Source organism: Hartmannibacter diazotrophicus (genome assembly GCF_900231165.1).
Classification (GTDB): Bacteria; Pseudomonadota; Alphaproteobacteria; order Rhizobiales; family Pleomorphomonadaceae; genus Hartmannibacter; species Hartmannibacter diazotrophicus.
Genome location: NZ_LT960614.1, coordinates 1006981 through 1021614 on the forward strand (window position 1 = coordinate 1006981; position 14634 = coordinate 1021614).

General features: G+C 65.2%; 9 protein-coding genes and 1 tRNA gene. 4 read left to right on the forward strand and 6 right to left on the reverse strand.

The genetic code is table 11. The annotated features are described in order from the left end of the window. Positions 1-88 precede the first annotated feature (88 nt). The 5 genes from HDIA_RS04720 to HDIA_RS25745 form a co-directional block, all read right to left on the reverse strand. Entirely contained in the window at positions 89-1321 is a 1233-nt protein-coding gene (locus tag HDIA_RS04720) for an HlyD family secretion protein (protein WP_099554842.1), read from the reverse strand. Further along, positions 1314-1772 carry a hypothetical protein gene (locus HDIA_RS04725; RefSeq protein WP_157775305.1) on the reverse strand — a complete coding sequence of 153 codons (459 nt, stop codon included), beginning with the start codon at positions 1770-1772 and terminating at the stop codon, positions 1314-1316. Before HDIA_RS04725 ends, HDIA_RS04720 begins: the two co-directional genes overlap by 8 nt. A 164-nt stretch (positions 1773-1936) precedes the next feature. Then, positions 1937-3586 carry an ABC transporter permease gene (locus HDIA_RS04730; RefSeq protein WP_099554846.1) on the reverse strand — a complete coding sequence of 550 codons (1650 nt, stop codon included), beginning with the start codon at positions 3584-3586 and terminating at the stop codon, positions 1937-1939. A gap of 118 nt (positions 3587-3704) precedes the next feature. Next, positions 3705-4736, reverse strand: a complete 1032-nt coding sequence (locus tag HDIA_RS04735) for a Fe(3+) ABC transporter substrate-binding protein (protein WP_245884166.1) — start codon at positions 4734-4736, stop codon at positions 3705-3707. 356 nt (positions 4737-5092) lie between these two features. Further along, positions 5093-9409, reverse strand: coding sequence for an ATP-binding protein (locus tag HDIA_RS25745; protein ID WP_099554850.1), 4317 nt, complete (start codon positions 9407-9409; stop codon positions 5093-5095). Positions 9410-9742: 333 nt separating this feature from the next. Here HDIA_RS25745 and HDIA_RS04745 point away from each other — a divergent pair, with 333 nt between their 5' ends. The 4 genes from HDIA_RS04745 to HDIA_RS04760 all read left to right on the forward strand — a co-directional run bounded on the left by HDIA_RS04745 (position 9743) and on the right by HDIA_RS04760 (position 13242). Continuing rightward, positions 9743-10135 (forward strand): phasin family protein, encoded by a 393-nt coding sequence (locus tag HDIA_RS04745; protein WP_157775307.1) that lies wholly within the window; start codon positions 9743-9745, stop codon positions 10133-10135. A 660-nt stretch (positions 10136-10795) separates the two neighbouring features. After that, entirely contained in the window at positions 10796-11218 is a 423-nt protein-coding gene (locus HDIA_RS04750; protein ID WP_157775309.1) for a phasin family protein, read from the forward strand. Between the two features lie 235 nt (positions 11219-11453). Further along, positions 11454-11530: transfer RNA gene (locus HDIA_RS04755), tRNA-His, on the forward strand. Between the two features lie 419 nt (positions 11531-11949). Continuing rightward, positions 11950-13242, forward strand: a complete 1293-nt coding sequence (locus HDIA_RS04760) for a capsule biosynthesis protein (protein WP_157775311.1) — start codon at positions 11950-11952, stop codon at positions 13240-13242. On the opposite strand, the gene HDIA_RS04765 is transcribed toward HDIA_RS04760, so the two are convergent. Further along, positions 13230-14522: a glycosyltransferase family 4 protein gene (locus HDIA_RS04765; protein WP_099554858.1), complete on the reverse strand. Its 1293-nt coding sequence runs from the start codon at positions 14520-14522 to the stop codon at positions 13230-13232. The genes HDIA_RS04760 and HDIA_RS04765 overlap by 13 nt on opposite strands. Between the last annotated feature and the right edge of the window lie 112 nt (positions 14523-14634).

The window sequence follows — 14634 nt, forward strand, 5'->3', positions numbered from 1 at the left end:
TCGTGGCCGTTCCCTGTAATCGACACCGGACAGGTTCCCGAATTTCGGGAAGGACCGATGCCGGCCCCACCCACGATGGCCTCCGCCCTTAGTGGCCTGAAAACACCAGGATCTGGAAGGGCATGAACAGGGACCTCAGCCGCAGACCGGCTGCATGGACGACGCCCACCGTGTCGATCGTGTGGTAGACGAGGGACGTCAGGAAGTCGGCATCGCCCGACGCCAGCTGGGCGTGGTGGCTGGTATAGGCATTTCCCAGACACTGGCTGCCGGGAGGAATGTCGTCCGTCGTCCCCTCGAACAGCGGCTCCATGTAGACCGTGATGGTGCCGGGAGCCTGTCTGACCCGCGAATCCAGCAGTTGATCGGTCGGACGGACCTGACCCGTCGCGATGACGTCCTGGATCTGCGTGATGACCATCGGGATGACCGTGAAGGGTTTGGACGCGCAAGAGATCTCGGCAACCATCCCCGGCTTGAGGACCTGCGTCGAAATCTGCTCGAATCCCGCAACGAAACGTCCCCGTCCCGCAAAGTCCGGCACGAGAAGGCCAGCGGGCCGCATGATGGCACTGACATAGTCGCCGGGCTGAAGTGCGAACTGCTCCAGAGTTCCGCTGACGCCGGCATAGACCCTTGTCTTGGCAAGCGCGATGTTCGCCTGATCCAGCGCCGCCTCGGCGCTCGCCTTCTGCGCTGGCAGGAGCGTGGTGATCTTGGCCTCGACGGCGGCCTTGTTGGCGATGGCCGCGTTGAGCGAACCCTCGCGGCTGGCAAGCTGGTTGCGCAGCCGGTCGACCTCGCTCTGGCTGACCACGCTGCTGTTGCGGCTGACGAGATCCTCGGCGCGGCGAAGCTCGCTGCGGGCCTGTTCCAGAGCGCCCTCGGCCTCGGTCACCAGACCGTCCGCCGAGGCAAGCTCGGACTGCGCGACAGTGATCGAGGCGTCGATTTCCTCCACCTGCCGCTGGGCCGTCTCGGCGGCGGCGCGCTGCAGGGAATCGTCGAGCCGGAAGAGTAGTTGCCCCGCCTCGACCCGCTGGTTGTTTTGCACGGCGACCTCTGCGACCCGCCCGCCGCTTTCCGGAAGGATCGTGACGGTACGGAAGGCCGACGCCACGTTGGAGGTCGAGGGATGGTAGTAGAAGACGACCGTCAGGATGCAGATCGTCAGGAGGGCGCAGGCGCTGAGGCCCCAGCGCAATTCGTACCAGATCGAGAAGAGCGTCAGTTCGCGTCCCCACTCCTTCTTCTGGACACGGCGCCGGTAGAGATAATCCGGCAGGATGGTGATCATCGAGCAGAGAAGGAACTCAAACACGGTCGTTACCCTCCACCGGAGCGGGGTCGGCCTGCGCGACGGGCGCTTCTTCGACGACGACGACGGTGACGCCGTCAGCCGCCTGGACCGTCGCGACAGCCGGAGCGTCGGTGGCGGCCTGCCGGGCAAGCGAGTCAGCGATCGACTGGAGGGGCGTGGTGAAATCGGGGAACTTGATCGCCGCGAGCAGCAGGGCGATCACCCAGAAGAGATTGTTGTGGGTGAACAAGGCGAGAAGGGCGAGGATGCCGACCAGCTGGAGCTGGGCCGGGCTGGTTCCGTGCGCCAGCTTCTCCGGAAGGGAATGGATCGTGAAGTAGAGATTCCCCAGGAAAAGCAGTCCGGCGAACAGAGCAATCGCCAGGCCGACCAGAAGCCAGTCTGTCCCGCCGGGTGCCACAATGAACGGTGGAAGATTGTGAAGGATCTCTTCACGTGAAATGTCCGGCATCGCATGTCCCCCCATGTGCCTTCTTCGGGGGAAAGATAGCGACGCGGCCGGGTAGAGACTACAGTAATTTCAATTCCTTCTGCATTTTTAGATTGTGCGGTGCATGGGCAGGCGGGCATCAACGAGCGAATTGAAGCGGACCCAGAGTGCGCAACCGCTGCGTTTCAGCGCCCCGAGCGCGACGAAGCGCCTTGCCGGCTATCCCGAAAGCTCGACCGCGCAAGGAAGATGATCGGGATCATGCCAACGATCACGATCGTCAGCGCCGCGATTGCGCCGTCTTCATAGGTACCGCGCGCCGCCTCGCCATAGACATAGGTCGCCAGCGTCTCGAAGTTGAACGGGCGCAGCAGCAGCGTGATCGGCAATTCCTTCATGCAGTCGACGAAGACCAGCAGCGCCGCCGCCGTGATGGCGGGTGCCAGCATCGGGGCATGGATACGCGTCAGCAGCCTGAAATGTCCGCCGCCGAGGCACCGCGCCGCCATGTCGAGGCTGGGGCTGACCTTGGCAAGGCCGGCCTCGATGCTGCCGAAGGAGATGGCGAGGAAGCGGATGACATAGGCGAGCACCAGCGCGCCGCCGCTGCCCGAAAGGATGAGGCCGGTGCGGATGTCGAAATGATCGCGGAAGAAGTCGGCGACGACATTGTCGAAGCTGGCGAGCGGGACGAGCAGGCCCACCGCCAGCACGGTCCCCGGGATCGTGTAGCCGATTCCGGCAAGGCGCACGAAGGTCCGGGCATTGGGCGAGCGCGAGAAGCGCTGCGCATAGCCGAGCACCAGCCCCAGAACGATCGTCACGACCGTTGCCGCCACCGCCGCCGCCATCGTGTTCCCGATCCAGATGCCAAGGTCCGCCGGTAGCCCGAATTCGGTGAAACGATGCCAGGCGGCATAGACGAGGTAGCTCGCCGGAATGCCGAAGCCGAGAAAAACGGGCAGGGCGCAGGCGGCCGTCGCGAGCAGTCCTCTCCAGCCGTGAAGATCCGCCGGCACGATCTGGTGCTGCCGGCCGGCCCGTCCCACGAAGCGCTGCCGCTCCCGGGCGGCGTGCTCGACGAAGATCAGCAGGAGCACGATCGTCAGCATCAGGAGCGCGATCTGCGCCGCGCCCTCGATGGAGGAGCGCGTGACCCAAGTCGTGTAGATGGCGACGGTCAGCGTGCGCACGCCGAGGAATTCCGAAGCGCCGATGTCGTTCAGCGCCTCCATGAGCGCCAGCGACGTGCCGACCGCGATGGCCGGCCGGGCCAGCGGCAGCGCCACGGAAAAGAAACTGCGGGCCGGTCCGGCGCCGAGGGTGCGCGCCACCTCGATCACCGTCGGCGACTGCATCATGAAGAGCGCCCGGACCGGGAGGTAGACATAAGGGTAGAGGACGAAGCCGAGCAGGACGATCGCCCCGCCGAGGGAGCGGATCTCCGGGAACCAGAGATCACGCGGATTGGTGATGCCGAGGATCGCCCTGATCGTCGACTGCACCGGTCCCACCGGATGCATCACGTCGAGATAGGCGTAGGCGACGATGTAGCTGGGCACGGCGAGCGGCAGCAGCAGGGCCCATTCCAGGATGCGACGGCCGGGAAAGCGGAAGTTGGCGATCAGCCAGGCAGCCCCGACACCGATGCAGGCCACCATGGCTCCGACGCCGAGGAGCAGCAGGACGCTGGTCCTCACCGCCACCGGAATGACGTTGCGAATGAGATGCGGCCAGAGATCTCCGGAGCCCTGAAGGGCAAAGTAGACGAGCCCCGCGACGGGCAACGCGACCAGCGCGATCACGCAGATTGTCAGGGCGCCGAGAAACCCCATCCGCGAGCGCGGCGCCGGATAGCGGGCGCCGGGCCTTGCGGATGAGGAAGAGGCGGGGGAGGCGGCGGTCATGGCGCGCGGCTTGCGGTCACTGTCTGCGGCAGCCCCCACTCCGGTCTCAGTTGTCGAAGCCCACTTCGTCGACCATCAGGCTGGCGTCCTTGCGGTGGGCGCCGATGTCGGTGAGCGGAAGCGGATCGATCTTGAGGTCGCCGAGTTCGGCGATGAGCGGATCGACCGGCGCGCCGGGTTTGACCGGATATTCGAAGTTGCTCTCCGCATAGAGCTTCTGCGCCTCGTCCGAGGCCATGAAGTCGAGCAGTGCCAGCGCGTTCTCGCGGTTGGGGGCGTGCTTCGCCATCGCGATACCGGAGACGTTCACATGCGTGCCAAGCCCGTCCTTGAAGGTCGGAAGGATCACGCGGATGGCGTTGCCCCAGGCCTTCTGCTCCTCGCCGCCCGCGCCCGAACGCATCAGGCCGACATAGTAGGAGTTGCCGACGCCGACATCGCAGATGCCGGCCAGGATATCGCGGGCGACGTCGCGGTCGCCGCCGCCGGGCGTGCGCGCAAGGTTCGCCTTCACGCCTTCGAGCCAAGTCCGCGTGGCGTCCTCGCCGTCCTTGGCGATCATCGCGGCGATAAGGGAGGTGTTGTAGGGATGCTGGCCCGAGCGGATGCAGACCTTGCCCTTCCACTTCGGATCGGCGAGGTCCTCATAGGTCATCGCGGTCGCGTCGACGCGGTCCTTCGAGACGTAGATCACCCGCGCGCGCATGGAAAAGGCGAACCACTGTCCATCCTTGTCGCGAAGGTTGGCGGGCACCGCGTCGTCGAGCTCTTCCTGATGCACCGGCTGGGTCAGGCCGCGGTCGACGAACTCCATGAGATTGCCGTAGTCGACCACGGACAGAAGGTCGGCCGGCGAGTTCTCGCCCTCGGCCGCAACGCGCTGGGCGAGGCCTTCCTTGACGAAGACCGTGTTGACGCGGATGCCGGTCTCCTTGGTGAACTCCTGCAGCAGGGGCTGGATCAGGCCGGGCTCCCGGCTCGTGTAGATATTGACTTCGCCCGGCTCGGCGGCAAGGGCGGGAGCGGCGCTCCAGCAGATGAGGCTGGCGAACGTCGCAAGGCTGGCAATCTTCATCACGCGTTTTCTCCAATCGGCAGGGTTCAAGGCCCTGTCATCGGGTCATCGGCGCGTGGCCTCCAGCCGTGCGCCATCTCTCGGGAACTATAGGAAGGGGCAAGGGGCTGTCAATTCTTTTGGCTTTGATTTCAATGACTTGTTTTGGAATCGTCCAAAACTGCGCTGAAATAGTCATGTTTTTCAGCGGTTTGCCCGGGCTTCAGCAGAATTGCGTAGGGCGGGGCGCGGCAGCCCCGGGATCGGGACCCGCTTTTCCCGGCCTGGTCATTCCGGCAGGCGAAAACGCGGCCGGACAGACCCGGAAAATGGCTCGCCCGGCTTGAAAGATCGGGCGCGATCTCGCCGCGCCCGATGACCTATTCCGCCAGCACCCGCGTCGACGGGAAGGTGATCTCCACGAGCGTTCCCTGTCCAGGCGCGCTCTCGATGCGGAAATGCGCGCGGTTGGCTTCGACGAGCGCCTTGGTCAGCGGCAGCCCGAGCCCGGTGCCGGATCCGCTGCGCGCGGTGTGCAACTGACGGAAGGGCTCCAGCGCCTTCTGGATTTCGGCCGCGCTCATGCCATCGCCGGTGTCGCGCACACGCACGGCCACTTCCCCCGTGTCGTCGTAGATCGTCGAGACGATCACCTGTCCGCTCTGGGGCGTGAACTTGATGGCGTTGGAGAGGAGGTTCAGCACGATCTGACGGACCGAACGCTCGTCGGCGACGACATGCGGCACGGTGCTGGAAAGGCTGGTGCGGATGATGATGCGCTCGCGGTTGGCCTGCGGCTGCATCAGCGCCACGCAATCACGCAGGATGTCGTTGATCGAGACGGCGGTGAAGGAGAGGTCCATTTTGCCGGCCTCGATTTTGGACAGATCGAGCAGATCGTTGACGAGGCTCATGATATGGGTGCCGGAAAGGCGGATGTCGCGCAGGTATTCCTTGTAGCGCTCGTTTCCGACCGGGCCGAACCGCTCTTCCATCATCACCTCGGAGAAGCCGATGATGGCGTTGAGCGGCGTGCGGATTTCATGGCTCATCTTGGCCAGGAATTCCGACTTCTGCGAGGAGGCCGTTTCTGCCTGCCGCTTGGCCGAGGTCAGTTCCTCCTCAACGCGCTTCCAGTGGGTGATGTCGCGCAGCACCGCGCAGAACTTGTCGGCGCCGACCCGGCCCATGGTCATGAACAGCGGAATGTAGCCGCCGCTGCCGACGGTGCCGATGACCTCGCGCCCGTCGTTGAGCACGCTCGCCACGCCATTGCGGGCCAGCCCGTCGAGATAGTCGAGCGCGCTGCGATGGCTCTCCGGCGCGAGGATGTCGACGAGGCGGCGGCCGATGATGTTGGCCTTCTCCTGACCGAAGAGGGCTTCCGCCGAGCGGTTGCAGTTCAGGATCTCGCCCTGACCGTCGATCACCAGCACGCCGTCGGTCGCCGTGTCGAGGATGGCGTCGAGTTCGCCGATGCGCGTTTCCGCGTCGAGGGTGCGCTGGAGCAGGGCCTCGCTGGCACTGTCCTGCGAGGCCTCGGCGGTGGGCGCAACAGGCGAGGGGGCCGGGGCTTCGACAGCCTTCTCGCCGTTGGCCTCGGCGGAAGAAGCCCGCCGGTCGAAGACCATCATGGAGGCCGGCGCGCCATTGTGCTGGATCTTGTGGATCGTCACATTGACGGCGATTTCCTGGTTCTTGGCGACCCGCAGCTTGATCGGGTTGCCGGCGGTCGTGAACACGTCGTCGGTGATCACCGCGTCGATGCCGCCGGCAGCCTCGAAGTCGGCCCGGCTGTCATAGCCGCACAGCGCGAGGAAGGCGCTGTTCATCGAGATCAGGTTGCCGTCCTTGAAGATCGCCAGCGCAACCGGCAGGCGTTCGATGACGGAGACGTCGAGCGTCGCACCGGAAGGGGCATTGGCGGCGCGGGCATTCCTTGCGACCGTCGTGGTCGTGTAGCCGGTGGCGCGTTGCGTCGGCGCGGGCGCCTCGTCTTCCCCGGTCGGGCCTTCGTAGCGGGCTCCGAGTGCCTCGGCGATCTGCCGGAAGGCCTCGCGCTCCGGACGCGACAGTTGCTTGCCGTCCGTCATCGGCACGGGCACGGGGCGGGCGATCATCGGCGAGGGGATGACCTTTGCCGAGGGAGCTTGCTGCTGGACGAGAGCAGGCCTTGCCGCGGTCACGGCCGGCGTGCTGGTGCTCGCGGGGGCCGGGGCACCACGCGCGTCGTCGTCGCTCTCGACGGCGGACGGGCGGCTGTCAGCGGAAGCGTCAGCCTCCGGTGCGGAGGAGGTTGCCTCCCCGTCCGCCGGCCGTTCTTCCGGCGCGTCGCCCGGCACCACACTCACAGTTTCCACAGGGGTTCCAGTGTCGCTTTCACCGGCATTGCCTTTGCCGGCGGCACGGATTGCCGATCGCGCATCGTCAAGGCTGATCGGCATCGAGCCGAGGAAAAAGTCCGGCTGTGTCGAGGTGGCGCTCTCGCCTCCAGCAGCGGGCTGAGGCATGTCCGGCGCATCGTCGGCATCGCTTGCCGGTGCACCGATGCCCTCGTCGGTCGCTGCGGCAGCCTCCGTGTCGGCGGTCCCGATCAGGGACGCCGGTTCGGATGTCGCGGGGTCCTCGGGAGTGAGCGTAATGTCCTCGACTGCCTCGTCGGGCGCGAAGACGACGTCGGGCGGCAGTGCCTCGACCATGCCTTCGGTCGCACTCATGGCTTCGTCCGCACTCGCGGCCTCGTTGGAAGCGTCGAGTTCGGCGACGGTCTCAGGCGCAATCTCGTCGACGACGGCCTGCCCGGTTTCCTCCGTCTCGGCGCCAGCCACTTCTGCGGGCGCGTCTTCTTCTATCGACTCGGCCGACACGAATGCCTCCGGAGCCGGCGTCTCGTCGACGGCCAACTCCTCGGACATGGCGAGGTCCTGCTGTGCGATGGCTTCGGATGCCTCGCTCGTCATGTCGGCGGCGTCAGTCGGGCTTGCGATCTCCGCCAGCGCGCTGCCGGCCTCGTCTACCAGGTTCTCGGCCGCTTCGGGCTCCGTTGTTTCAGGCGTCGTTGCCGGGATCGTCGTCGGAACGATCACGCCATCGGTCGCGAATGTCTCGCCGGTCCGGCAAATGCCGAAGCCGCGGTAGCCACGGAAGCTGCGATCACGGCCGAAGACCGGCATGCCGGAAAGACCGACGGTGACGGCGAAATCGGCATCCTGGACCGGCCAGCGGACGGTCGCACCCGTGAAGGTGTCGCGCCGCCCGAGGGCCTTGGTGACCTTGCCCTCCGCATCGAGCCTCAGGCGCTCCGCCGCCTCGTCCCAGCTCTCGCCGAGGGACGGGCTCGCGAGGGGGCCGATCGTTTCGGCAAGCTCGGGTGACACGAAGCCGAAGCGGGTGGCCTCATCGAGTTCGAAGACGAAGCGGACGGGCCGGTCGTGGGCGGCGAAGGCAAAGGGGGCAGAGGAAGCAGTCTCCAGACCGCCGGCATCCACGGCGCCCGTCCCGGTGTCGTCCGTCGGCGCAACGTCTTCAGAAGGTATGTCGGCGACCTGGTCCGCCTCGGCGGCAAGCGCGGCCGCGGTCTCGGCATCGTCCAGACCTTCGACAGGCTCCAGGACCGGGCTTTCAGCCTCCGGCGCGGCCTCGAATGCGCTGTCCTCGGCGATCTGCTCCGCTGCGTTCTCGGCCGGAAGCTCGGCCTCGACGGTCTCCCCGATACGGTCCTCGGCCTCGACGGGCGCCGAGGCCTCCGACGGGAGAATCTCCGCCGCGGGCTGCTCGTCCGGTTGCGCATGGCCGCCGAGGTCGTCCGCCACGTTGTCGACACTGAAAGGCAGTGCGTCGTCCGAAAGAGTGGCTGCTGCCACTTCGATGGCGATGTCCTGAGCGTCTTCGTCGCCGGTGAACTGGTCCGCCTCGGCAAGGGAAACGTCGGCGACGTCGGCTGGGCCGGATGCCTCGGCATCGACCATCTCGGTCGACGCGGGCACAGCGGTCTCTTCTGCCGGCATGGCGCCACTGGCGAATGCGGCGGCGTCTTCGGCTGCCGCTTCCGCGGGGGCGTCGATGTCGCCGGCCTCGATGATCTGAGCGGGGACCTCCGCGGCAGGCTCATCGACGTCGGGAGCCACTTCCACCGTTGCTTCGGTCCCACCGATGTCGGCCGGAGCCTCGTCGACGGCCGGTACCACATCGATTGCGGCACTCTCGTCTTCGGGCAAAATGGCGGCGGCCGCATCCGGCCAGGTTTCGGGCACGCTATCGGTCGCAAGGAACGTCGCCAGACGGTTTTCCGCCTCTGCCGCGCTGCCGCCAAATGCCGGGCCGTCGAGCATCGTGACAAGCAGGGCCTTTTGCGCCGATCCGTCCGGCGCCGCCAGCTTCAGGGACTTGACCTGGCAGGTGTAAGGCATGGCCCGGAAGCGGCCCGGAAAGCGCAGCTTCTCAAGGCGCGCCGCTCCTTCCGCCAGATTGCCGGCAAGCAGGCCCGCGCGGGTGACGAAGGGCTGGTCCGGTGAAAAGGTCTGGTTGGCCAGATCGGTCAGGGTCTCGACGCCATGAAACGACAGTCCGGCCGCGTTGGCCCACAGCACGCGCCGTCCCGTGCGGTCAAGAACGAAAGCGGGGCGAACGTTCGACTTCAAGGGAACCAGGGCCGCATCTGAGTTGAGCGTGCGGAACTGATCCGAGCGTTCGACCATGAGGGCGTCTCTCCGGCATTGGTCCACGTTCGGCGCCGGCGTCCCGTAGGGCAGGCATGCGAGTCGCGGCAAGGAATTTTCGACGAATCCGATCCCCGGAAGGCGGTGCCTTCCGCAGCCACCGGGAAGCTGATGCTTAATGCTTCTTTAATATCCCGGATCGGTTTTCCACGCCAGTTTTCCGCACGCTGCCGGGCGCGCAATATTGCCGAAAAGTTAACAGCGGCGGATTTGCGCGCCATGAAACCCCTTGCGGCACAAAGGTATGGGGCGTCATAGTGAAAGCGGTCCATGATTGGATACGGCGGGGAAAACTCAGCGGGAGGGTACGTCATGGTGAAGAAGCCGACGGGAACACCGGAACCTGAAATCAACGAGCAGATGCGCACCGCCGCCGAAAAGACGTTGCAGCAGGCGCGCCAGGCCGTTGACGAGGCCCTGTCCATGGCCGGCAAGTCGCTCGAAACGCTCGACAACAGTTCATCGACCCTGCAGGGCCACATGCGCGGCATCGGGCGTGGTTCGATGGACTTCGCCGAACAGGCGGTCGAGGCATCCTTCTCGCTGGTGGAGGCCATGACCAAGGCGCAGACGCCGCAGGAGGTCATGGAAATCCAGCAAAAATTCGTCCAGGATCAGATGCAGCGGCTCGGCTCGCAGGCGCGAAGCTTTGGCGAACAGGCCGTCAAGACCGCTCAGGACATGAGCAAGCCCTTCGAGAAGTGATCTCGCTGGCTGTGGGCAACGGCTCTTCGGGCAGAAAACCGGAAGCGGCCGGGATTGGTGAACCGGGGTGGATGAAGAGGTTGTCCCGAAATCCCGGCTTCTGAGTATGAATGCGGATATCGAGGCTTTTGCTGCAGGTTACGTGGGGCGAAACCAGCCTTGCGGGTGCGTTGGCAAGTTGGTCTTTGCCTGAAATCATGAGTTTGGACAGATCGTTATCCCTTGCTGCGCGAGGGTGGCGACGTTGTCGTTCTGTCTTTTTGTGCGCTGCAACATTAATATTGCATTGCAGCAGAAAATCATCTAATACTCTGCCTGCGACAAGGAGTGCGATGACGTGTCGATGCGCAAGTCGGCCAGTTGGCCCTTAGCTTCGGCAGAGTTCTCTCGTGATCCAGAGTAGCCAGACGTTCTTGCGTCGAGGTTCGTGCTTTGCGTCGAGATGCGGCGGCCTCTGAGGCCTCTCCGCGGCGAGGGAGCGTTGATCGTCCTTCGCGAACTCTGGTTTCCCGGCCGGTCGGAGCGACGCGACATTGGCCGGAGTCGAAGGAGATGTAGATGACCGACGCCGAAAAGACCCCCGCCCCGGCAGCCCCGGCCCCCCGTGCCCGCGCACCGAAAGCGGCCCCGAAGACAGCAGAAACGTTCGAGGTATTTTCCATGCCCAAGTTTGAAATGCCCAAAGTCGAAATGCCCGAAGCCTTCCGCGACATGACGGAGAAGTCCGTCAAGCAGGTCAAGGACGGCTACGAGAAGATGCGCATGGCCGCCGAAGAGGCGACCGATCTGATGGAAGACCAGCTCGAGTTGACCCGTAGCGGCTTCATGTCGATCAACGGCAAGGCCCTCGAGACCGCCAAGGCCTCGTCCGATGCGACCTTCAAGCTCTTCACCGAGATGATGGGCGCGAAGACGGTGTCCGACGTGATCGCCCTGCAGAGCGCCTATGCCCGCGAGCAGTTCGAACTGGCGACGGCCAGCACCAAGGAAATGCAGGAGCTCCTGTCGAAGTTCGCCAACGACGCGGCTGAGCCAGTCAAGGGCGCCTTCGAGAAGGTGATGAAGGACGTCAAGGCCGCCTGAGGGCGGACGCGAGATTCGTCCTGTCCCGGCAGGCACATGAAGAAAAGACGGCGTGCTTCGGTGCGCCGTTTTTGTTATGCGGCTTGCCGGCAACCGGCGGAATTACACGGATTTTACGGTCGGCCCGGGCGATCGGGCGGGGCCGCCGAAGGCCCCGGTCCAAATTCTTGGGCACCGCATGATCGAAGGGCTTGCAAACCGTCACGCATGCCACTAGGTTCCGCCTCGTTTTCGGGCAGTTGTAGCTCAGTTGGTTAGAGCGTCGGATTGTGGCTCCGAAGGTCCCCGGTTCGAGCCCGGGCAACTGTACCATTCTTGAATCCCCCATCTTGCTGCTTTGCCCGCGCTTGTGAGGACTGTCTCACAGCGCTCGGGCGCGCTTGCGCCGGACGGGCACCGCTCCGATCAGACGACGGCCGCGACCGCCTGGGCCAGCGCACATCCCATCGCCTTGTCTTCCTCCCGTCTGTCATGCCCCGGCAATAGTCGGCTGTTACCAAATGAAACAATGGCCGGATCCACTCCGGTCGGGGAAGGACCTTCAAGCACGGATTGAGGGTCCGGCGCGCCGTCCGTCCGTAAGGCACCTTGAAGACTTGGCCGTTTGCCGGCGAGCCTTCCATGGACGCTCCGGATGACCGGTCGAACGACTGCGCATCCATCGCGTTCGTGTGCGGATGGGATACGGCGGTCACCAAACCGATGTCGCCTCAAGGCTCCGGGGACGATATATGGACGATTGCCGGCGGGTTCTCTTTCTCCTTGGACCGACGAGCCCCCTTTGGCGGGAACTGGCCAGGGGCTTCGAAGACGCCGGCCACGCGACGCACAAGATCCTGTTTTCAAGCGGCGATGTGCTTTGGTGGCGCTGGCGCGGGGGCACCGTCTATTGGGGCACGCTGTCGCGCTGGAAGGACTTCCTCGCGGACTACATGCGCCGGCACGGGATCACGGACCTCATCTACTATGCCGACCGCCACCCCTACCATATCGTGGCACAGCGGGTGGCGCGGGATCTCGGCGTCCAGCCCGTCGTCATCGAGAACGGCTACCTGCGCCCCGACTGGCTGACGGTCGAGATCGGCGGCATGGGCGTCTATTCCCGTTTCCCGAAGGATCCCGACGAAATCCTCAGGCATGCGGACTGTCTTCCGGCACCGGATCTGACCGTCCGCTACCGGCATGGCTATTGGCGCGAGGTCATTTCCGAAATCTCCCACCACAGCATTTCCGAAGCCTTGCGCTTTCTTCATCCCTTCTTCCGTCACGGCCACTACTATCACCCGTGGTTCGAGTATCTTGCCGGGATCCCTCATGTGATCGGCGCCGACCGCCGGGCGCGCGAAGCCGAAGAGGTCGTCGCGGATCTGGAGGCAAGCCGGCGGACGTTCTTTCTGCTGGCCCTGCAGATGCAGGGCGATCATCAGATTCATTCAAATTCGCCCTTCCGGCATATCGGGACGATGATGGAAGACGTGATCGCGTCCTTCGCGGCGCATGCACCCGCGGATGCCCTGCTCGTCCTGAAGCAGCACCCCTATGACAACGGCTGGGAAAACTGGAAGAAGCGCATGACGGCGGCGGCGACGCGTCATGGCGTTGCCGACAGGACGCTGCTCATCGATGGCGGCGATCTCCATCGACTGCTGGCGATCGCGCGCGGATGCATCGTCGTCAACTCGACCGTCGGGCTTCACGCGCTGCGTGCCGGATGCCCGACGAAGACGCTGGGGATCGCGATCTACGACATGCCCGGCCTGACCCATCAGGGCGGCCTCGACGGCTTCTGGCAGGAACCCGGTGCGATCGACCAGGCGCTGCTCGATGCCTTCGTGCGCCTGTTGGCCGACCGGATACAGGTCAAGGGCTCATTCTATCATCCGCAGGGCCGGAGCGTCGCCGTCGAGGAGATCGTGCGCCGCGTTTGCCAGCGGCGGGTCGGCGGCGAAGGCTGCGATATCCTGCCGCCGCCGCGCCTCGATGACGCCCGCCGCCTCGGCATCCCGGTCGATCACTCGATCTGAGCCAGCACCTCGGTGACGTGGTTCATGTAGCTGCGCCAGTCATTGGGCCGGTGGCGTGCAACGCGGGAAAGCGCTTCGGCGCGCAGCGGCGTCTCCGTCGTCAGTCCCTCCACCAGCGCTGTCCATGCCGGAACGTCATCGGGAGCCGCGTAGAGGCCGGCGTCACCCGCGGCCTCGCGATGGGCCGCAATATCGGACAGGACCGCCGGCGTGCCGAGGGTGATCGCTTCCACCGGCGGCAGGCCGTAGCCTTCGGCGAAGGAGGGCATCAGCACGGCGCGGGCTCCCGCCATCACACGGGCAAGCGAGGGCGTCGAAAGCCCCGATGCGAAGACGAGGTGGCCGCGCAGACCCTCTTGCGCCGCAATATCGCGCAGAATGCGCTGCGACCGGTGCCCGGGCGACCCGGCGATCACCAGACGGGGCGTCCTGCTGCCCTGCGCAGCGGCGATGCGCTTCCAGACGTCCACCAGCAGCATGTGGTTCTTGCGCGGCTCGATAGCGCCACACACTAGGAAATACGGCCTGTCGCCGAGCACCGGTTCATCCACCCTCGTGCGGTGGAAGACATCGTCGATGGGCAATGCCACCGGGTGGATCGGCACGTCGGGCCGTCCCCGGCGCGTGAGTTCCTCCCGAATGCTTTCTCCCGCCGCCGCCGTCGGCGTCAGGATCGCGCGGGCCCAGCGACCTGCGACGTTCATCGCTCCATTCTGGGCCCAGACCGTGTTGTTTGCCACCAGATGCGGCATCTGCAGTGGAATGACATCGTGGATCATGAAGACCGGCGCGACATCTGGCCGTTGATCCAGCCAGCGCAGCATCGTCGGATGCGTCAGGCCGTACTGGCCGATGTCGAGATAGATCGAACCGGGCGGCAGGCTGCGGACCGGTCGGCCCATGGCGATTCCCTCTCCGAACACGAGCCGCAGAGCCCTGCCATAGCCGGCAATGTTTGGCGGACGCAGTGTCGAAGGCGGTGAGGGAACGGCGGTTTCATCCAGCGCGCAGGCGGCCTCAAGACGCTTCATCGCGGGCTCTTCGCCATGCGGCGCGAGTTCGCGCCAGTTCGCCGCCAGATAGTCTCTGCCCCGTAAGACCCTGTCGCGCGGATAGAAACGCATGCCCCATGGCGTCGGCAGCACGCCGAAGCAGTCCTTGGGCCAGTGCTCGAAGAGATAGGAAATATAGCCGAAATCGATCCTGTCGACGCCGCGCGGCGAACGGTTCAAGGCGCTGAAAACGGATCGGACGAGATTGTAGGCGATCGGGCGGTGCATGCTTGCGGCTATGTGTCCTGCTTCTTGGCCTGCATCCTGGGGAGTCAGTTGCAGGCGGCACCGGTCTTGCGGGCGCAACGTCGCGGCCGCCTCGCGCGGAGAACCAAATTCG

What these genes read in the sequence shown, in the direction of transcription:
- HDIA_RS04725 (WP_157775305.1), bottom strand. Translation starts at nt 1,772, where the DNA reads ATGCCGGACATTTCACGTGAAGAGATCCTTCACAATCTTCCACCGTTC.
- HDIA_RS04730 (WP_099554846.1), bottom strand. Translation starts at nt 3,586, where the DNA reads ATGGGGTTTCTCGGCGCCCTGACAATCTGCGTGATCGCGCTGGTCGCG.
- HDIA_RS25745 (WP_099554850.1), bottom strand. Translation starts at nt 9,409, where the DNA reads ATGGTCGAACGCTCGGATCAGTTCCGCACGCTCAACTCAGATGCGGCC.
- HDIA_RS04745 (WP_157775307.1), top strand. Translation starts at nt 9,743, where the DNA reads ATGGTGAAGAAGCCGACGGGAACACCGGAACCTGAAATCAACGAGCAG.
- HDIA_RS04750 (WP_157775309.1), top strand. Translation starts at nt 10,796, where the DNA reads ATGCCCAAGTTTGAAATGCCCAAAGTCGAAATGCCCGAAGCCTTCCGC.
- HDIA_RS04760 (WP_157775311.1), top strand. Translation starts at nt 11,950, where the DNA reads ATGGACGATTGCCGGCGGGTTCTCTTTCTCCTTGGACCGACGAGCCCC.
- HDIA_RS04765 (WP_099554858.1), bottom strand. Translation starts at nt 14,522, where the DNA reads ATGCACCGCCCGATCGCCTACAATCTCGTCCGATCCGTTTTCAGCGCC.